Origin of the sequence: Delftia sp. DS1230 (assembly GCF_040112715.1) — a bacterium.
In the GTDB taxonomy this organism is placed as follows: domain Bacteria; phylum Pseudomonadota; class Gammaproteobacteria; order Burkholderiales; family Burkholderiaceae_C; genus Comamonas; species Comamonas tsuruhatensis.
In genome coordinates this window covers 6107718-6125447 of sequence record NZ_CP157763.1, presented here as the reverse complement: position 1 = coordinate 6125447, position 17730 = coordinate 6107718, and the positions used below count along the sequence as shown (strand labels likewise).

General features: G+C 68.6%; 15 protein-coding genes. 4 read left to right on the top strand and 11 right to left on the bottom strand.

What is annotated here, in order from left to right:
- Positions 1–40 precede the first annotated feature (40 nt).
- Together AAN986_RS27600 and AAN986_RS27595 are read left to right on the top strand one after the other, a co-directional pair.
- Positions 41–1474, top strand: a complete 1434-nt coding sequence (locus tag AAN986_RS27600; RefSeq protein WP_241150457.1) for a hypothetical protein — start codon at positions 41–43, stop codon at positions 1472–1474.
- Positions 1475–1502: 28 nt separating this feature from the next.
- Positions 1503–2183, top strand: coding sequence for a winged helix-turn-helix domain-containing protein (locus tag AAN986_RS27595; RefSeq protein ID WP_016450599.1), 681 nt, complete (start codon positions 1503–1505; stop codon positions 2181–2183).
- 12 nt (positions 2184–2195) lie between these two features.
- Here the strand turns inward: AAN986_RS27595 and AAN986_RS27590 are convergent, their stop codons facing one another.
- The 6 genes from AAN986_RS27590 to AAN986_RS27565 all read right to left on the bottom strand — a co-directional run bounded on the left by AAN986_RS27590 (position 2196) and on the right by AAN986_RS27565 (position 7737).
- Entirely contained in the window at positions 2196–3203 is a 1008-nt protein-coding gene (locus tag AAN986_RS27590; protein ID WP_349335538.1) for a transketolase C-terminal domain-containing protein, read from the bottom strand.
- Positions 3200–4060 (bottom strand): transketolase, encoded by an 861-nt coding sequence (locus AAN986_RS27585; protein ID WP_047219720.1) that lies wholly within the window; start codon positions 4058–4060, stop codon positions 3200–3202. Before AAN986_RS27585 ends, AAN986_RS27590 begins: the two co-directional genes overlap by 4 nt.
- A 33-nt stretch (positions 4061–4093) precedes the next feature.
- Positions 4094–5353, bottom strand: coding sequence for a TRAP transporter large permease subunit (locus tag AAN986_RS27580; protein ID WP_016450596.1), 1260 nt, complete (start codon positions 5351–5353; stop codon positions 4094–4096).
- Between the two features lie 13 nt (positions 5354–5366).
- The gene (locus AAN986_RS27575; RefSeq protein ID WP_043790797.1) at positions 5367–5921 is read right to left on the bottom strand and encodes a TRAP transporter small permease; all 555 of its coding nucleotides are present in this window, start codon (positions 5919–5921) and stop codon (positions 5367–5369) included.
- A gap of 17 nt (positions 5922–5938) precedes the next feature.
- Entirely contained in the window at positions 5939–6925 is a 987-nt protein-coding gene (locus AAN986_RS27570; RefSeq protein WP_047219721.1) for a TRAP transporter substrate-binding protein, read from the bottom strand.
- Between the two features lie 62 nt (positions 6926–6987).
- Positions 6988–7737 (bottom strand): glucose 1-dehydrogenase, encoded by a 750-nt coding sequence (locus tag AAN986_RS27565; protein WP_047219722.1) that lies wholly within the window; start codon positions 7735–7737, stop codon positions 6988–6990.
- Positions 7738–7910: 173 nt separating this feature from the next.
- Between AAN986_RS27565 and AAN986_RS27560 the strand changes: the two genes are divergently transcribed.
- Together AAN986_RS27560 and AAN986_RS27555 are read left to right on the top strand one after the other, a co-directional pair.
- Complete coding sequence (locus AAN986_RS27560; RefSeq protein WP_047219723.1) at positions 7911–8825, top strand: LysR substrate-binding domain-containing protein; 915 nt, start codon at positions 7911–7913, stop codon at positions 8823–8825.
- Positions 8826–9025: 200 nt separating this feature from the next.
- Positions 9026–11671, top strand: a complete 2646-nt coding sequence (locus AAN986_RS27555; RefSeq protein WP_241150458.1) for a GGDEF and EAL domain-containing protein — start codon at positions 9026–9028, stop codon at positions 11669–11671.
- Between the two features lie 34 nt (positions 11672–11705).
- Here AAN986_RS27555 and AAN986_RS27550 read toward each other — a convergent pair whose 3' ends face one another.
- The 5 genes from AAN986_RS27550 to AAN986_RS27530 all read right to left on the bottom strand — a co-directional run bounded on the left by AAN986_RS27550 (position 11706) and on the right by AAN986_RS27530 (position 17701).
- Positions 11706–14231 carry an ATP-binding protein gene (locus tag AAN986_RS27550; protein WP_349335537.1) on the bottom strand — a complete coding sequence of 842 codons (2526 nt, stop codon included), beginning with the start codon at positions 14229–14231 and terminating at the stop codon, positions 11706–11708.
- 24 nt (positions 14232–14255) lie between these two features.
- The gene (locus AAN986_RS27545) at positions 14256–15095 is read right to left on the bottom strand and encodes an ABC transporter substrate-binding protein (protein ID WP_016453965.1); all 840 of its coding nucleotides are present in this window, start codon (positions 15093–15095) and stop codon (positions 14256–14258) included.
- A gap of 9 nt (positions 15096–15104) precedes the next feature.
- The gene (locus AAN986_RS27540) at positions 15105–15869 is read right to left on the bottom strand and encodes an HD domain-containing phosphohydrolase (RefSeq protein ID WP_016450587.1); all 765 of its coding nucleotides are present in this window, start codon (positions 15867–15869) and stop codon (positions 15105–15107) included.
- On the bottom strand, positions 15869–16240 hold the full coding sequence (locus AAN986_RS27535) for a response regulator (protein ID WP_034348076.1): 372 nt from the start codon (positions 16238–16240) through the stop codon (positions 15869–15871). The genes AAN986_RS27540 and AAN986_RS27535 overlap by 1 nt, the downstream gene beginning before the upstream one ends.
- 210 nt (positions 16241–16450) lie before the next feature.
- Positions 16451–17701, bottom strand: coding sequence for an HD-GYP domain-containing protein (locus AAN986_RS27530; protein WP_046240182.1), 1251 nt, complete (start codon positions 17699–17701; stop codon positions 16451–16453).
- Between the last annotated feature and the right edge of the window lie 29 nt (positions 17702–17730).

The window sequence follows — 17730 nt, the reverse complement described above, 5'->3', positions numbered from 1 at the left end:
GCTTCAGCTCGGGGAGGCCTATCTGGCAGGGGGGCCGGGCGTGCCCAGAAGCATTTCCGTGGGGCTCGGCTACCTGCAGGCCGCACTGCCCCAGGCCAGGCGCCAGGCCTCGGTCTGCATGGCCCAGCATCTGCCGCTGAGGCAGTTGCTGGAGCACGGGCTGCTGGAGCCTTTGAGGATCGCTGCGCAGTACGAGGATGTCGGGCGCCAGAAGCTCGCCGCATGGCATCTCATCCGGGGGGAACTCGATCTGGCGCTGGAATGCCTGGGCCGGTGCAGCGCTTCCCTTCCGTGCCACGGGGCAGGCGGCGCATCCGCGCTCACCTGCGGCGAGCTGCTGCAGGTCCTGCAGATCCTGCGCGCCGTACAGCCGCAGGACATTGCCGAGGTCATGGCCAGCGAAGCCCGCCAGGCCATGGCCATGGGCCAGTCGCCACGCGCAGTGCAGATGCTGGAGCTGCTGGGCGATCTGCCCCATGCCGCTGCCTGTCCCGCCATACAGCAGCTGATCGCCGACCTGGTTCACCAGGCGGAGGTGGCAGGCCATGGCCTGGGGCGGCTGGCGGTGGGCTGGATAGAAAGCAGCCTGGAGCGCTGCGCCGCCGATGGCGACCTGCACGCCTGCCATGCGCTGGGGCGGGCGCTTTCCGGCCAGTCCTGCGCTCACCTTGCGCCAGACAACCTCGTGCACGCGCAGAACCTGCGCAAGGCGGCAGCCCTGCTGCTGCGCGCCGCCGATGGCGGCATCGCCGTCGCCTGGCTGCACCTGTTTCGCCTGTGTTCCGACTACCGCAGTTCGGTGGCCAATCCCACGCTGGCGCGCTTTTGCCTGGAGAAGGCGGCGCGGCACGGCCTGGCGGAGGCCCAGCGCCGCCTGGGTGCGCTGGTGCTGCGTGACGCCACACGCATCGAATCCATGGAGCAGGGCGTGGCCCTGCTCCATGCCGCGGCGGCCAAGGACGACGAGCAGGCCGGGCTGCTGCTGCGCTCGTTGCTGCTGCCCGTGGACGGGGGCGACGAGGAGGCGCTCACGGCCATCGAGGCGGTGCGGCCCGATGCGCCGCGGCTGGCCATGCGGCTGCGCCTGGCGCGGGCGTTCGGGCTCACCAAGCAGGAGGCGCTGTCGGTCGATCCCTTGACCGCCATGCGGCCCTGGGGCCTGGTGGTGGGCCACAACCCCTTTGTGGCGAAGGCACGGCTGTGCGAGCCCCGGGCCGTGCCCGCGACCACGCCCGAGGCCCGCTGCTGCCTGGAGCAGGCCGCTTTCCTGTTCTCGGCGCAGCGCCAGGAATCCCTGGTACCGGAAGGATCGCTGCGGGCACGTTCGCTGCAGTTGCGGCGCTTGTTCCACCGGCTGCAGATCAGCGAAACGGTCTTTTTCGCCTCAGCCTCCTCCCGGCAGCGCGAGGCCATCCGCGTCGGCACGAAATGGGCGCGACGGCAGCAGCAGATGCTCAGGCAGGTGCTGGCCTGAGCCTTGCCGTGCGGTCAAAGGAGCGAGCATGAAAGTCCTGATCGTGGACGCCCATCCTCCATCGGCGCAGTACCTGTGCCAGGGCCTGTGCCAGGACGGGTTCAACGTGGACGTCGCGCATGACGGCCGGCAGGGCCGCGACATGGCACTGAGCCGTGCCTACAGCCTGGTGGTGCTGGACCTGGACCTGCCCGGGTTGAGCGGGCGAGAGGTCCTGCAGGCCCTGCGCCGGGCCACAAGCACCCCCGCCATCGTGGTTGCCGCAAACGACAGCCTGGAGGACCAGGTGTTCTGCCTGCAGCACGGCGCGGACGACTACCTGGTCAAGCCCATCAGGCTGCCGGTGTTCCTGGCCCGCGCAAGGCTGCGCATGCGCGGGTCCGCCGGGCGGGAGGGCATGCGCCTGACTTTGGCGGATCTGGTGCTGGACCTGTCCAAGAAGCGGGTCGAACGCGCCGGTCGCCGGCTGGACCTGACCCGGCAGGAGTTCGCCGTCCTGTGGCTGCTGCTGCAGCGCCAGGGCGATGTGGTCTCGCGTGCCGAATTGGTGGAGCAGGTCTGGAGCCTGCCCGTGGATGCCTTGAACAACGCCGTGGACGTGGCGGTGTGCAGGCTGCGCAGCAAGCTCGACGATCCCTATGCGGTCAAGCTGCTGCACACGGTGCGCGGCATGGGCTATATGCTGGCGCTGCGGACAGATTCCCCGTGACCGCAGCCTTGCCTACCCCAGCCACTGCCGGATGCGCTCTGCCAGCGCCTGGGCGCTGATGCCGTAGCGCTCATGCAGCGTGGGCAGGGCGCCCGCGTCGAGGAAGGCGTCGGGCAGGCCCGCCAGCCGAAAGCGCGCGGGCCGCACATCGCGCTCCAGCAGGGCGCCGGCCACGGCCTCGCCCAGGCCGCCCACCACCGAATGGTTCTCCGCCACCACCACCAGGCGCGGCCCGCTGGCCACGGCCTGCACGATGGCCTGCACATCCAGCGGCTTGATGGTGGCGCAGTGCAGCACGGCGGCGCCCACGTTGTCGGCGGCCAGCAGCTGGGCGGCCTCCAGCGCGCGCATGGTCATGAAGCCGCTGCAGATGATGAGCACCTCGCGGCCCTCGCGCAGCATCTTCGCCTTGCCCAGCTCGAACCGGTAGTCGTACTCGTCCAGCACCAGCGGCACGTTGCCGCGCAGCAGCCGCATGTAGACGGTGCCGCGGTGCGCCGCGATCTGGGGCACGGCCTGGGTGATGTCCAGTGCATCGCAGGGATCGACGATGGTCAGCCCCGGCACGGCCCGCATCATGGCCAGGTCGTCCGTGGCCTGGTGGCTGGGGCCGTAGCCCGTGGTCAGGCCGGGCAGGGCGCAGCAGATCTTGACGTCCAGGTTGTCCTCGGCAATCACCTGGTGGATGAAGTCATAGGCCCGACGCGTGCCGAAGACGGCATAGGTGGTGGCAAACGGCGTCAGCCCCTCCTTGGCCATGCCGCCGGCGGCGGCCATGAGCAACTGCTCGGCCATGCCCATCTGGAAGAAGCGCTCGGGGTGGGCCTGGGCGAACAGGTGCAGGTCGGTGTACTTGGCCAGGTCGGCGGTCAGGCCGACCACGTCGGGGCGGCTGGCGGCCAGCTCCACCAGGGCCTTGCCGAAAGGCGCGGCCTGCACGCGCTGGCCTTCGGCCGCGATGGAGGCGATCATGGCCGAGGTGGTCGGCCGGGGCTTGGGGGTGGCAAGAGGCATGTTCATGGCAGGGCGGGCTCCAGGGGTTGCGATGCGTCCAGGAGGGCGATGGCCTGCTGCCACTCGGGCGGATCGACGCGGATGAAATGGTTCTTCTCGCGCTGCTCCAGGAAGGGCACGCCCTTGCCCATCAGCGTGTCGCAGAGGATGACGCGGGGCCGGTCCTCGGCCAGCGCCCGCGCCACGTCGAAGGCCTGCACCACCTGGCACAGGTCGTTGCCGTCCACGCGCTGCACATGCCAGCCGAAGGCGGCCCATTTGTCGGACAGCGGCTCGAAGCCCAGCATGCGCGTGGACGGGCCGTCGGCTTGCTGGTTGTTCACGTCCACCAGGCAGATCAGCCGGCCCAGGCCGTGGTGGGCGGCGGACAGCGCGGCCTCCCAGGTAGAGCCCTCGTCCAGCTCGCCGTCGGACATGGAGTTGTAGACAAAGGCATCGCTGCCCTTGTGGCGCAGCGCCAGCGCCATGCCCACGGCGATCGGCAGGCCCTGGCCCAGCGAGCCGCCCGAAATCTCCATGCCCGGCGTGTAGCTGGCCATGCCCGACATGGGCAGGCGGCTGTCATCGCTGCCATAGGTCTGGAGCTCCTCGTCGGACAGGATGCCCGCCTCGGCCAGGGCCGCGTAGAAGGCGATGGCGTAGTGGCCGTGCGAGAGCAGGAAGCGGTCGCGGCCCTCCCACCCGGGCTCATCGGGCCGCAGCCGCAGCGCGTCGCCATAGGCCACGGCCAGCACATCGGCCCAGCCCAGGGCCTGGCCTATGTAGCCCTGGCCCTGCACCTCGCCCATTTGCAGGGCGCGGCGGCGTATGCGCCAGGCACAGGCCGCGAGCCGGTCCAGGCGCTGTTGCAGTTCTTGGTTCATGCATCGTCTCCTCGGGATGGAAGGGCGCGCGGCTCAGCGCAGGATGCTGGCCGGCACATAGGACACCAGCGCCAGCACGGCCAGCGCCACCAGGTAGAAGGGAATCAGCTCGCGCACGGTCTGGCCCACCTTGACCCGGGCCAGCGAGCTCGTGATGAACAGCGTCGTGCCCACGGGCGGCGTGTACAGCCCCAGGGCCAGGTTCACGACCATCATGATTCCCAGCTGGGTCATGTCCATGCCGATGCTCTGGGCCAGCGGCACGAACACCGGCGTGAGCAGCAGCACGGCGGCCGGCAGGTCGATGAACATGCCGATGAAGAGCATCAGCAGGTTCATCAGCACGATCACCAGCCAGGCCGAATGCACATGCGACTGCACCCACTGCACGATGCCGTCGGGCATGCGGTCGAAGGTCAGCAGCCAGCCGATGGCCGCCGAGGCCATGATCACCAGCAGCACCACGCCCGTGGCCAGGCCCGCATGCACCACCGCATCGTTGAGCCGGCGCCAGCCCAGGTCGCGGTACACCACGGCCGACACCAGGCCCGCATACAGCGTGGACAGCACGGCCACCTCGGTGGGCGTGGCGATGCCCAAGCGCAGGAACACGATGATCAGCACCGGCAGCAGCAGGGCCGGGCTGGCGTACAGCAGGTGGCGCCGGAAGGCGGGCCAGGCAAAGGGCGTGGTGTCGCGCGGAAAGCCGCGCCTGCGGCCCACCCACCAGCACACGCCCATGAAGCCCGCGCACATCAGCAGCCCCGGCACGATGCCCGCCACGAACAGCGCCGCAATCGAGGCATTGGCGCTGAGCGCGAACAGGATCATGGGGATCGACGGCGGGATCAGGATGTCGATGGTGGCCGCCGCCGCCAGCGTGGCCGCCGAGAACGCGGGCGGGTAGCCCAGCCGCCTGTGCCACGGGATCATCAGCGAGCCAATGGCCGAGGCATCGGCCACGGCCGAGCCCGACACCCCGCCGAACAGCGTGGACGACATCACCCCCACCTGGGCCGGCCCGCCGTGAAAGCGCCCTATCAGCGCCGACAGCACGCCCACCAGGGCCTCGCCCAGGCGCCCGCCCATCATCAGCGAGCCGGTGAGCATGAAGAACGGAATGGCGATCAGCGGAAAGCTCTGCACCTGGGCCACCATCTGCTGCACCAGCAGGTCCAGCGGCACGCGGTCCGAGGTGGCCGCCGCGGCCATGGCGCCCATGAGCAGCGCGTGGGCAATGGGCATGGCGATCACGGCGCCCGCCATGAAGACGAAAAGCATGATGAAGGACATGGACCGGCCCCTTTCACCAGTGCGCGGCGGCCACGGGCCGCGCGGGTTCGGCATCGGCACTTGCGGCATCGGCCGCATCTGCAGCCCCTGCGGATGCCCGACCCCCGCCCGCCACGCAGGCGCGCCAGGCCGACTGCAGGGCCAGCAAGGCCAGCAGCGCCATGCCCACCATCACGCAGCCATAGGTCAGCGAGCCGGGAATGCCCAGGATCTGGCTGCGCTCGTCATGCACGATCTCCAGCATGTTCAGCGTGGACCAGGCCAGCGTGGCGTACAGGGCGGCCACGGCCAGCCAGCCCAGCACGGCCGTGGCGCGCTGCACGCGGGCCGGCAGCGCCTCGACCAGAAAGCTCGTGGTGATGTGGGCACCATGGGCGGCGGCCAGCACCACGCCCGACATCACCAGCCAGGGAAACAGCAGCTCGGGCACTTCGTTTGCCCATTGCAGGCTGGCGCCGCTGGCATAGCGCAGGGCGGTGTTGCACACCAGGATCACGAAGATCACCAGGGTGCTGGTCCACAGCACGGCGCGGCACAGGCCCGTGACCAGGCGTTCGATGAGGTTCATGGATGGCTCCCTGCACGTCACTGCGCGCCTGCGGCCTTGACGACCTTGGCGATGTAGGGGCCCGCAGGGCTGGCCAGCCACTTGTCCTGCACCTTGGCCGTGGCCTGGGCGAAGGCCCGCGCGTCGATGGTGCTGACCTCCACGCCCTTGGCGCGGATGTCGTCCAGCAGCTTGTCGTCGGCCTCGCGCGCCAGCTGGCGCTGGTAGGCCGTGGCCTCCTGCGCGGCCTCGGCCAGCAGCGTGCGGTCGGCGGCCGGCAGCCGGTCCCAGCTGCGCTTGCCCATGATCAGCGGCGTCATCTGGAACATGTGGCCCGTCAGCGTCAGGTGCTTTTGCACCTCGTACAGCTTGCTGGCGTGGAAGTTGGCCAGCGGGTTCTCCTGGCCGTCGACCACGCCCTGCTGAAGGGCCACGTACAGCTCGGCGAACTTGATCTGCTGGGCCTCGGCGCCCAGGGCCTGGATGATGTCCACCAGCACCGCGTCGGGCGGCGTGCGCATCTTCAGGCCCTTGAGATCGTCCACGCTGCGCAGGGGCCGCTTGCTGTTGGTCATGTGGCGTATGCCGTTGTCCCAGTAGCCCAGCACCACCATGCCCTTGGCGGCCGATTTGTCGGCCAGCTCCCGGCCCAGCGGCCCGTCCAGCACCTGGAAGGCACGGGCCGGCGTGGCGAAGAGAAACGGCATGCCATAGGCCGCGTACTCGGGCACGGCCGCTGCCACCGCGCCCTGGGAATTGGCCGACAGGTCCAGCGCGCCCGTGCGCAGGGCCGTCACCATGGCCGCGTCGTCGCCCAGCTGGGCCGAGGGCGCGACCTGCACCTCGATACGGCCCGCGCTGCGTGCCTTCACCAGCTCGGCGAACTTCAGCGATGCGAGGTGGCGCGGGTTGTCGGGCGCGGCGCCGTGCCCCAGCGTGAGCTTGACGGCCTGGGCACAGGCCAGGGCCGGCAGCAGCAGGGCGCAGGCGGCCAGGGCGGCGCGGTGGAAAAGCGTGCTTTGCATGGTCTTGTCTCCTTTGCTTGGGTTGTGTGCGGCCATGCAGGCCATGGCCAGGCGAGCGGGGCTCAGTGGATGAGCATCCCGCCGTTCACATCGAGCGTGATGCCCGTGCAATAGGCGGCCAGGTCGCTGGCCAGGAATACGCAGGCGCCGGCCACATCGTCGGCGCGGCCCAGGCGTGCCAGCGGAATCGTGGCGGAGATCTCGCGCTTGCGCTCGGGGCCGAGCTTGCCCTGGGTGATGTCCGTCTCGATCAGGCCCGGCGTGACGCAGTTGATGCGTATGCCCTCGGCGCCGAACTCGCGCGCCATGGCGCGGGCCAGCCCCAGCACGCCGGCCTTGGCGGCCGAATAGTGCGGCCCGCCGAAGATGCCGCCGCCGCGCTGGGCCGAGACGGAAGAAATGCAGACGATGGCGCCCGCTTGCTGTCTGCGCATGGCCGGCAGCACGGCCTGGGACATGTACAGCGTGCCGCGCAGGCTCACGTCGAGCACGCGGTCGTAGTCGGCCCCGCCGATCTCCAGCGTGCCCACGGCCTGCGTGATGCCCGCGTTGTTGACCAGCGCGTCGATGCGGCCGAAGGCGCGCAGCACGGCGGCGGCCGCCGCCTCGCACGAGGGCTTGTCCGTCACGTCGGCCACCAGCCCCAGGTGCCCTTCGCCCAGCCGCGCGGCCGCGCCGGCCGGATCGGCCCGCTCCAGGTCGAGGATGGCCACGCGGGCCCCCTGGGCGGCCATCTGGCGCGCCGTGGCAAAACCGAGTCCGTTGATCCCTGCGCCGCCGGTGATGATGGCGACCCTGTCCTTGAGCAGCATGTGCCTGTCTCCGCTGTAGTGGTGGTGGATGCAGCCATCTTGGGCTGTCACGAGCATGAAGACAAACGATGTTTCATCAGCCTAAGATGACAGTTCTTCAGCTCACGTACGGGGTCTCCCGGGGTCTGCCTGTGAGCTGCCCGTGAGCTGCCCGCGTCTTCGAGGAACTTGCCATGGCATCCATTCCCAGCAGTGCCCACCTGCAGGCCTTCGAGGCCGTGGCGCGCCGGCGCAGCTTCGCGCTGGCGGCCTCCGAGCTGCACCTGACGGCCTCGGCCGTCAGCCACCAGGTGGCCAAGCTGGAGGCGCAGCTGGGCGTGCGCCTGTTCGAGCGCAGCGCGCATGGCGTGCGCCTGAGCCGCCCGGGGCAGGCCTACCTGGAGCGCGTGGGCGGCGCGCTGGCGGCCATCGTCTCGGCCACCGAGGACCTGCGCCACAGCATGAGCAACAGCCTCTACGTGCACTGCGCGCCCAGCATCGCCAGCCTCTGGCTCATGCCCCGGCTGCGGGACTTCGCACGGGCCTGCCCGCACATTGCGCTGAACCTGTCGGCTGCGCATTCGCACAGCGACTTCGCGCTGGGCCAGGCCGATATCGACATCCGCTACGGCATTGCGCAGTGGCCGGAGCTGGAGGTGGAGCCCCTGTTCGAGGAGCACATCCTGCCGCTGGCCAGCCCCGCGTTCGTGGCCGAGCATGGGCTGCAGCGCGTGCAGCAGTTGCTGCACGTGCCGCTGATCCAGAGCAACGTCAGCATCGTCCAGTGGTCGGACTGGTTCCAGGCGTTCTCGCAGCTGCGCGCGCCAGAGCGCTTTGCCGTGCGCTTCGACCGCGCCCAGATGTCGCTGGACGCGGCCACGCAGGGCCTGGGTGTGGCGCTGGAAAGCGCCATGAATGCGGGCGGCCACATTGCCGACGGCCGGCTGGTGGCCCCCTTCGGCGTGGACCGGGCCCTGCGCGTCAAGGCCCACTTTGCCGTCTACCCCGCGCGCAACGCCCGGCGGCCCGCCGTGGCGGCCTTCCTGGCCTGGCTGCATGCCGAGGCTGCCCGCACCGAGCAGCAGCCCTGCCGCCAGAGCCCGGACTGAGTTGGCCGCCAGCCCCGAAAAATGGCAGAACGGATATTCCTGCACCCATTGCGAAAACCTGCGATGCAATTTCTCTATGAATGAGTCAGTGTGCGGCAAATGGTTTTATTGCCCCTGTTTTCGGTGAATGACGACGTGATTGCCAGCAGGGATTGGCAATAATTCGGGACAGCCATACACACAGGGAGTGCCACGCTGAAATGGCCAAATCAGCAAGACGCCGATTTATCGGACTGATCACGGTGAGCTACGGATTGTTCGCATTCGGCTGGATCCTTCTGTCCGACAAGCTGTTGTTCGCATTGGCAGGGAGTGCGGATATCGGCTGGCTTTCCGTCGTCAAAGGGCTGTTCTTTGTGCTGGCCACGGACTTCCTGCTGTTCTTCGCGCTGTGCTCGGTGCCGGCCGCGCACAGCGGCGGCGCCTCCGCCATCACCCAGGAAATGGGGCCGCGCCGTTTTCCGGTCTGGGCCTCCTATCTGTTTGCCCTGGCCATGAGCCTGGCCGTGCTGGCCGCCAGCAGCACGCTGGCCAGCCATTTCGGTGAACGCTCGCTGCTGCTGCTGTTCATGCTGCCCGTGCTGGTCAGTGCGCTGATCGGCGGCCTGGGGCCGGGCCTGCTGGCCACGGCCTTTGCCGCCTACAGCCTGGACCAGACCGACGGCGTCGCCGTGCGCGACTGGGCGCAATGGGGCGTGGTGGCCGTCAACGGCCTGGCGGTGAGCGTGCTGGCCGAGACGCTGCAGCGCTCGCTGCGCAAGGCCAACATGCAGCGGCAACTGCTCGACTCGGTGATCTCCGGCACCTCGGACGCCGTCTTCGTGAAGGACCTGCGCGGGCGCTACCTGCTGGTCAACCGGGCCGCCGCCAGCCTGGTGGGCCGCCAGGCCGAGGACATCGTGGGCAAGGATGACTTCGCGCTCTTTCCCTTCGGCATCGCCAGCGCCATCCGCAGGAAGGACCTGGCTGTGCTGCGCCAGGAGGTGGCCACGCATGAGGAGCAGCTGACGGTGGAGCCGGGCAGGACGCTGGACCTCCTGGTCACCAAGGGCCCGGTGCGCAACACCGCAGGCCACATCGCGGGCCTGTTCGGCATCTCCCGGGACATCACCGAGCGCAAGCGCTTCGAGCGCGAACTGGCCCAGGCCGCCGTGGTGTTCGACAGCAGCCACCAGGGCATCATGGTGGTCGATCCGGGGCGGCGCATCACGCGCGTCAATCCGGCCTTCACCCGCATCACCGGCTATGCGCCCGAGGACGTGATCGGCAAGACGCCGCGCGTGCTGTCCTCGGGCCTGCACGGGCCGGAGTTCTACCGGCAGATCTGGGCCTGCATCGCGCGCGACGGCTTCTGGCACGGCGAGATCTGGAACCGCCGCAAGACGGGCGAGATCTTCGCCGAGATGCTGTCCATCTCCGCCGCGCAGGGCGCCGGTGGCGAGATCGAGCACTACATCGGCGTCTTCACCGACATCAGCCACATCAAGGCCCACGAGGCAGAGCTCGAGCGCGTCACCCACTACGACCTGCTCACCGGCCTGCCCAACCGCCGCCTGCTGATCGACCGGCTCAACCAGGCCATGCTGCGCACGGCGCGCGAGGGTCGCTCCCTGGCCGTGTGCTTCCTGGACCTGGACGGCTTCAAGGAAATCAACGACCTGCACGGCGCGGCCGCGGGCGATGCGCTGCTGGTGGGCGTGGCCGCCCACCTCAAGAGCGTGCTGCGTTCCGAGGACACGCTGGCCCGGCTCGGCGGCGACGAGTTCGTGCTGCTGCTGTCGCACATCGGCTCGGCCGAGCACTGCTCCACCATCCTCGACCGGGTGCTGGAGGCGGCCAGCCGTCCCGTGCCCGTGCAGGACCGGGTGCTGTCCGTGACCGCCAGCGTGGGTGTCAGCCTCTACCCCGACGACCAGGCCGACCCCGACCTGCTGCTGCGCCATGCCGACCAGGCCATGTGCGTGGCCAAGCAGGCCGGGCGCAACCGCTACCAGCTGTTCGATCCGGAAAACGACCGCAAGGCCCATGCGCGCCGCCTGCAGCTGGGCTGGCTGCGCCAGGCGCTGGAGAAGGGCGAATTCCTGCTGCACTACCAGCCCAAGGTGGAGCTGGGCGGCGGCAAGCTGGTGGGTGCCGAGGCCCTGCTGCGCTGGCACGACCCGCGCCAGGGCCTGCGCGCGCCGGGCGAGTTCCTGCCCTTCATCGCGGGCAGCGACCTGGAGCGGCCGCTGGGCGACTGGGTCATCGGCGAGGCCGTGGCCCAGGCGGCGCGCTGGTTCGGCCAGGGCCTGGACCTGTGCGTGAGCATCAACGTCAGCGCCAACCAGCTGCTGGACGGCGGCTTCCACGCCAAGATGGCCCAGGTGCTGGCCCGCCACCCGGACCTGCCGCCGCACCTGATCGAGCTGGAAATCCTGGAAAGCGCCGCCATTGCCGACATGGAGCAGGCCATCCAGGTGATGGGCCAGTGCCGGCAGCTGGGCATACGCTTTGCGCTGGACGACTTCGGCACCGGCTACTCCTCGCTCACCTACCTGCGCAAGCTGCCCGTGCAGTCGCTCAAGATCGACCAGAGCTTTGTGCGCGACATGCTGGCCGACCCGGACGACCTGGGCATCGTCGAAGGCGTGATCCAGCTGGCCAGCACCTTCCAGCTCGAATCCGTGGCCGAAGGCGTGGAAACCCCCAGGCATGCGCGCCGCCTGCGCGAAATGGGCTGCCACGTGGCCCAGGGCTACGGCATCGCCCGGCCCATGCCCGCCGACCAGCTGCCCGCCTGGGCCGCGCGCTGGCAGGCAGGGGACAACTGGCTGGTGCATGGGCGGCACATGCCGTCCGAGGCCTGAGCCTCGCGCCACCGCGCCACCGCGCCCGCGCAGGCTATGTCAGCTCGGCCGGTCGGGTCTCCTGCGCACTGCGGCTGGGCAGGATGATGGTGAAGATGGCGCCGCCTGCCGGGCCGTTGCCGGCCACGATGGTGCCGTCCATGGCGTCGATGATCTTGCGGCAGATGGCCAGCCCCAGGCCCGTGCCGCCCGAGCCGTTACGGGTCTTGCTGGACTGCACGAAGGGCTGGAAGATCTTGTCCAGCTCCTGTGGCGGAATGCCCGGGCCCTGGTCGGAGAAGGCGATGCAGATGTCGCCCTGCCCGTCGATGCGGCCCTGCACATCGATGCGCCCGCCGATGGGCGAGAACTTGATGGCATTGGCCAGCACATTGCGCACCACCTGCTGGAAGCGCACGGGGTCGGCCTTGGCGATCAGCGGGGCGTCGTCGAGTTCGAGCCGCAGGTCGATGAGCTTGTGCTGCTGCTGCGGCTCCAGCTCGCGCACGACCGGCCGGATCAGGCTGCGCAGGTCCGTGCGCTCCAGGTGGATGGTTCCCACGGCGCTGTCCAGCTTGGCCACATCGAGCAGGTCATTGACCAGGGCCAGCATGCGCTGGCCCGCCGCATGGATGTCGTTGAACATGTCGGCCATGGCGGGATTGCCGCGCGAGCGCAGGCTGCCCAGCTCGGCAAAGCCCATGATGGACTGCAGCGGGGTGCGCAGCTCATGGCTCATGTTGGCGACGAACTCCGACTTCACGCGGAAGGCCTCCTCGGCCGCGTCGCGGGCCTCGCGCGTGGCATGCTCGGCCGCGCGGAATTCGCTCACATCCACAAAGATGCTGAGCACGCCGGTGGTCTGCCCCTGGGCATCCTTGACCGCCGCCTTGGAGATCTGCACGTCGCGGTAGCTGCCGTCCACGTGGGGCAGCCGGGCCTCCAGCACCATGCGCTGGCCCGAGCGCATCACGACCTGGTTGCTGCGTATCTGCAGCAGGGCATCGTCGCGCGAGTGCAGGCCCTTGATCTCGTGGCCGAGCACGGCATAGCGGCCGCGGCCGAAGAAGTCCTCCCAGGCCTTGTTGACCAGTACCACGCGGTGGTCCGCGTCGGTGACCAGCATGGGCAGGGGCGTGGTCTCGAACAGCAGGTGCTGGAAGGCCAGCTGGGTCTGCAGCTCCTGCTGTGCCTTCCAGCGGGCCGTCACGTCCACGGCGCTGCCCGCGAAGCCCACGAGCCGGCCGTCGCGCAGCAGGGGGACGACGGCGATGTCGCAGAGTATTTCCCGGTGGCCCGGCAGCTGGAACATGGCCTGGCAGTTGCGCAGGGCCAGCTTGGCCTGGGGGTCGAGCAGGGCATGGATCTGCGGTCTGCAGGCTTCGCGCGCGATGCCTTCCAGCGGCTGCCCCAGCGCCTCGACGCTGGGCTGCCCGGTCCATTGCTCCCAGCGTGCGTTCACGAAGGTCAGCCGGCCCTGGATGTCGGTGCGAAAGATCAGCTCCTGCACGCTGCGCATGAGCACGGCCATCTCATGCTCGCTGCGAGCCAGGCGCGCCTGGGCCTTTTCCATGGACTGCTGGGACGACTTCTGGACCCTGCGGGTCTTGAGCACCGACCCGCTCAGGCCCAGCACCAGGGCAAGAAGCGCAAGGCCGGCAACGAAGAAGGCGAATGCCTTGTCGCGCCAGCGCGCGACCACCTCCGAGTAGGGCTCCTCCACCACCAGCAGCAGAGGCCAGTTGCGCACGGTGCGAAAGGACACGACCTCATGGGAGCCGAGCATGCCGGCGCCGACGTAGGAGCCGAATTCGCTGTGCGGCAGCCATTGCCGGAACAGCGGTGTCTGCAGCACGGCGGTCGCCTGCACGCCGGTGCCCGCATTCGTGCTGGCCAGCGCCTGGCCGTCGTAGCTCAGCAGCATGGCCTCGTAGCTGAGGGACTCCAGCGTGGACTGGTAGAAGTTGGCCAAGGCATCAGGATTGATCAGGGCCACCAGCACGGCCGGTGCGCCGTTGTCGCGCTTGAATGCGAGGATCTGGGGCAGGTAGCGGACGCCCCGCGGTGTCGCATGCGGGGCCGCTGCCAGGGAGGAGAGGCTGCGGCCGGTGACCAGGCGTCCCAGCTGGACCTTGCCCGGGACCGGAGCCGATGCCCTGTCAGGCAGCAGCTTGTGCAGCTCGATCTGCAGGCCGGCCTCGCCCGCTTGCGTGCTCGCCAGGATGCGTCCTTTGCCATCGAGCAGCGCCATGCTGCGCAGAACCGGCAACTGGCCGACCACTTGCGCCAAGGCCGCCTCGCGCGCTGCGCCGGGGCTGTCGGCGGACAGGATGACCGGGTTGTTGGCCAGGCTTGCCAGGGCGACCTCGCCGGTCTCGAAGGTCTTGTTCGTCTGATCCTGCAGTACACGGGCCAGCAACGCCGCCTGGGCCTTGCTCTGCTCGGCCTCGGCATGCAGCTGGCTCCAGACGAACAGCACCAGCCCGGCAAGCACGCACAGGGCAAAGGTCAGCACCAATGCCTTGAGGTGGGCGCTGCGCCTGGCCCCCAGAAAATGATGCGTGCCGGCTCGGCCAGACATGATGAAGGCGCTCCATCGGAGGGTTCAAGGCGCGACGATGGCGCTCAGCCCGTGGTTGCGCGCTGCCCGGGCCAGGCGGCCGTCTCGCCGGATGTCGGAGACGAACTGGTCCAGGCGCGCCAGCCACTGGGCGTCGGCAGGACTGGTTGCATAGCCGTAGGGAAGCACGTGGAACGGCTTGGGCGGTGCGATCAACCGGGCCCAGTCGGAGCTGTCGAGCAGCCGGCGGCTGTAGGGGTAGTCGGTCATGAACACATCCACGCGCCCTGCCATGAGCTCCTTCTCGCGGGTCTGGGGCGGCTCGATGGACACGATCTGCGCATGCTTGAGCGTCTCGCGCATCACGGGCTCCATGAAGGTGCCGCGCTGCACGGCGACCTGCACGCCGGGCTGGTCGATGTCCGCCCAGGACTGCACGGCCTGATTGCTCTTGGTGGTGACGCCGTAGATGTCGCTGCTCAGATAGGGCTGCGTGAAGCGCAGCTGCTTTTGCCGCTGGGGGAGTATGCCCACGGCGAACATGGCGACATCGCAGCGCGACTCCAGCAGGTCAGGTATCAGCCTGGGAAAGGAGGAATCCACATACTGCAGCCGTACGCCCAGCTCCCTGGCCAGCTCCGCCGACAGCTCTGCATCCACGCCCGTCAGCCGGCCCGTGCGCGGGTCGCGGAAGGTGATGCCGTAGTAGTCGGGCCATATGCACACACGCAGGGCGCCCGTGGATGCAATCCGCTCCAGCACCTCGCCAGCTGCGGCAGAGCCGGACCATGGCACCAGACACAGCAGCAATCCGGCAACGGCTGCCAGGCGGGCCAGCACGCGCCTTGGGGACGGTGCGCCGAAACATGTCGATGATGGATGCATGGCGGGCTTTCAGGGTGTGTCGATCAGATCGGTGAAGGACGGGGACTGCCGGGTCAGCGCCAGGCGCAGCGCATCCAGCTCTTCGATGTTGTCCATGAACGCGTCGACGATGCCGGGATCCAGGGCCTTGCCCCGTTCCGCCGCGATCATCTCCAGGGCCCGTGCTCGCCCGAACGCCGGCCGGTACACCCGGTCCATGGTGAGCGCGTCGAAGATATCGACGATGGAGGTGATGCGCGCCGACAGCGGGATGTCCTCGCCTGCCAATCCCTGCGGGTAGCCCTTGCCGTCGAAGCGTTCGTGGTGGCTGGCGGCGATTTCGGCCGCCATCTGGAACACCGGGATGCGCGACTGGCCCAGCAGATGCGCGCCGATCTCGGCATGCCGGTTCATGACCAGGCGCTCCTGCGCATCCAGCGGGCCCTGCTTCTTGAGGATGGTGTCCGGAATGCCGACCTTGCCGATGTCATGCATCGGGGCCGCCTTGCGCAGCAGGCTGGCGAATTCGATGCGGCAGCCCAGGCGCAGGGCCAAGGCCTCCGACAGGTAGCCGATGCGGATGATGTGCGAGCCGGTGTCGTCGTCCTTGAACTCGGCGGCCATGGCCAGGCGCAGCAGGGTCTCGTGGTGGGCGCGTGTCACTTCCTTGAGCAGATCGTTGCGCTCGCGGTACATGCGGCCGAAGTCCTGGATGAGCTGCTCCATCTGCTCCACGGCCGCAGGATCGAAACGTCGCGATGGCTCCCGGGGGGAGGCGGTCTGGTACTGGGCCATCAGTCGATCCTCTCGAGCTTTTCGATCGTCTCCAGCAGCTTCAGGGTGCTGAAGGGCTTGACCAGGTATTCGTCGGCTCCGGCCTGCAGGCCCGCCTTGCGGTCCTCGGCGCTGCCCCGGGCCGTCAGCAGGATGACCTGCGTATGCAGCAGCTCGTAGGAGCGCTTGATGCGGCTGCACACCTCCAGGCCGTCGAGCGTGCCCGGCATCATGATGTCGAGCAGGACGATGTCGGGCCTGAGCCTCTCGGCCATCGCCCAGGCCTCGTCGCCATCGCAAGCCTCTATGACGTCAAAGTCGCTGAATTCCAGTGTCATGCGCAGCAGCTTGCGGATGTCGGCATGGTCCTCGGCGATCAGTATCTTTTGCATGGGGAGATCTTTCATGCCGCAACAAAGGTGTGGGCCGGCATATGAATCATAAATATCAATTCAATCAAATTTTATTGAATTTATCTATCAAATCTGTTGCCAGGCCTTCACGCCCGTGGGCGCCGGATGCCGCCGCGGCAGCGGGGCGGGTTCCGGCCCCAGGCCGGGAACAGGTCTTTTGCCCCTGTGCGGGAGCCGGCAGCCCCGTCTTTATGTGGCCCGTTCCCAGGCCGGGTCTTTCCACAGGGCATCGAGGTCGGTGAAGCCCCATTTCGCGGGGTCTTCCCGACTGGCTATCTTCTCCTGGCACCCGGGCCGGGCCAGGTCAACGGTCTCCGGTGCCATCCGCATGCCGCTGGCCGTGGAATAGAACACCTTGACCTGCGGACAGGTCAGGGACTGGCGGCCAGGGTCCACGACGACCCCCAGCCTGCCCGTTGTCAGCCGCACCAAAGAGCCCACCGGGTAGATGCCTATGCTTTTGACGAAGGCCTGGAATACGGTCTTGTCGAAGTGCCCGGCGCTCCATTCGGCCATCTTGTGCACCGCCTCGGCAGGGTCCCAGCCACGCTTGTAGGGGCGGTCCGAGGTGATGGCGTCGTAGACATCGCAGACCGCGCCCATCTTCGCGAACAGGCTGATGTCCTCGCCGCGCAGCCCGTGGGGGTAGCCTGTGCCATCCACCTTCTCATGATGGTGAAGGCAGACGTCCAGCACCACCGGATCATCGACGCCGCCGGCCAGGAGCAGCTCCAGGCCTCGCGCCGGATGCTCGCGGACCTCTGCAAACTCCCTGTCGGTCAGGCGCCCCGGCTTGTTCAGGATGGGGGCGGGGATCGCCATCTTTCCAATATCGTGCAGCAGCCCCGCATAGCCCGCCTGGCGCACCTGCTGCGGTGGCAGGTCGAGCTGGCGTGCCAGCACGATCATCAAGGCGCAGACCGCCACCGAGTGCATGTAGGTGTAGTCGTCGCTGCTCTTGAGCCGGGCGATGCTGACCAAGGCGCACGGATTGCGGATGATCGACTCGGACATCTCGGCGACCACGGAGCGGGCCTCGTCCTGGTTGATCTCCCTGCCCATGCGCGCCTCGCGGAACATGGCGGTGATCGCCTGCCTGGACTGGCGGCAGATCCGGGCGGCCCGCTTCACCTCCTCATCGAAGGCAACGGGCCGCAGCTCGCACTCCAACTCGGCCAGTTGCGAGATCTCGGACAGTTGGGCGTCGATCACGGTGTCCACCTGCTCGCGCGAGCAAGACGGCTCGTCTTGCGCGACATCCAGGCCCTTGGCGGTATCGATCCACACTTCCTGGATGGGGGCGTGCAGGATCCTCGCCAGGTCGGCAGGGTCTTCCAGCCTGAAGCGGCTGCGCCAGAACGGATGCTCCATCCAGCTGCCGCAAAAGCTCTCCAGAAACATGCCCAGCCGCAGCTGCCGCACACTGATGCGCTTGATCATGAACAAGGGCCCCGCAACGGTTCACATGG

Bases quoted from the DNA above. Each gene is read 5' to 3' on its own strand.
- AAN986_RS27535 (WP_034348076.1), bottom strand. From the start codon at position 16,240: ATGCAAAAGATACTGATCGCCGAGGACCATGCCGACATCCGCAAGCTG.
- AAN986_RS27570 (WP_047219721.1), bottom strand. From the start codon at position 6,925: ATGCAAAGCACGCTTTTCCACCGCGCCGCCCTGGCCGCCTGCGCCCTG.
- AAN986_RS27560 (WP_047219723.1), top strand. From the start codon at position 7,911: ATGGCATCCATTCCCAGCAGTGCCCACCTGCAGGCCTTCGAGGCCGTG.
- AAN986_RS27595 (WP_016450599.1), top strand. From the start codon at position 1,503: ATGAAAGTCCTGATCGTGGACGCCCATCCTCCATCGGCGCAGTACCTG.
- AAN986_RS27590 (WP_349335538.1), bottom strand. From the start codon at position 3,203: ATGAACATGCCTCTTGCCACCCCCAAGCCCCGGCCGACCACCTCGGCC.
- AAN986_RS27565 (WP_047219722.1), bottom strand. From the start codon at position 7,737: ATGCTGCTCAAGGACAGGGTCGCCATCATCACCGGCGGCGCAGGGATC.
- AAN986_RS27540 (WP_016450587.1), bottom strand. From the start codon at position 15,869: ATGGCCCAGTACCAGACCGCCTCCCCCCGGGAGCCATCGCGACGTTTC.
- AAN986_RS27580 (WP_016450596.1), bottom strand. From the start codon at position 5,353: ATGTCCTTCATCATGCTTTTCGTCTTCATGGCGGGCGCCGTGATCGCC.
- AAN986_RS27585 (WP_047219720.1), bottom strand. From the start codon at position 4,060: ATGAACCAAGAACTGCAACAGCGCCTGGACCGGCTCGCGGCCTGTGCC.
- AAN986_RS27575 (WP_043790797.1), bottom strand. From the start codon at position 5,921: ATGAACCTCATCGAACGCCTGGTCACGGGCCTGTGCCGCGCCGTGCTG.
- AAN986_RS27545 (WP_016453965.1), bottom strand. From the start codon at position 15,095: ATGCATCCATCATCGACATGTTTCGGCGCACCGTCCCCAAGGCGCGTG.
- AAN986_RS27550 (WP_349335537.1), bottom strand. From the start codon at position 14,231: ATGTCTGGCCGAGCCGGCACGCATCATTTTCTGGGGGCCAGGCGCAGC.
- AAN986_RS27555 (WP_241150458.1), top strand. From the start codon at position 9,026: ATGGCCAAATCAGCAAGACGCCGATTTATCGGACTGATCACGGTGAGC.
- AAN986_RS27530 (WP_046240182.1), bottom strand. From the start codon at position 17,701: ATGATCAAGCGCATCAGTGTGCGGCAGCTGCGGCTGGGCATGTTTCTG.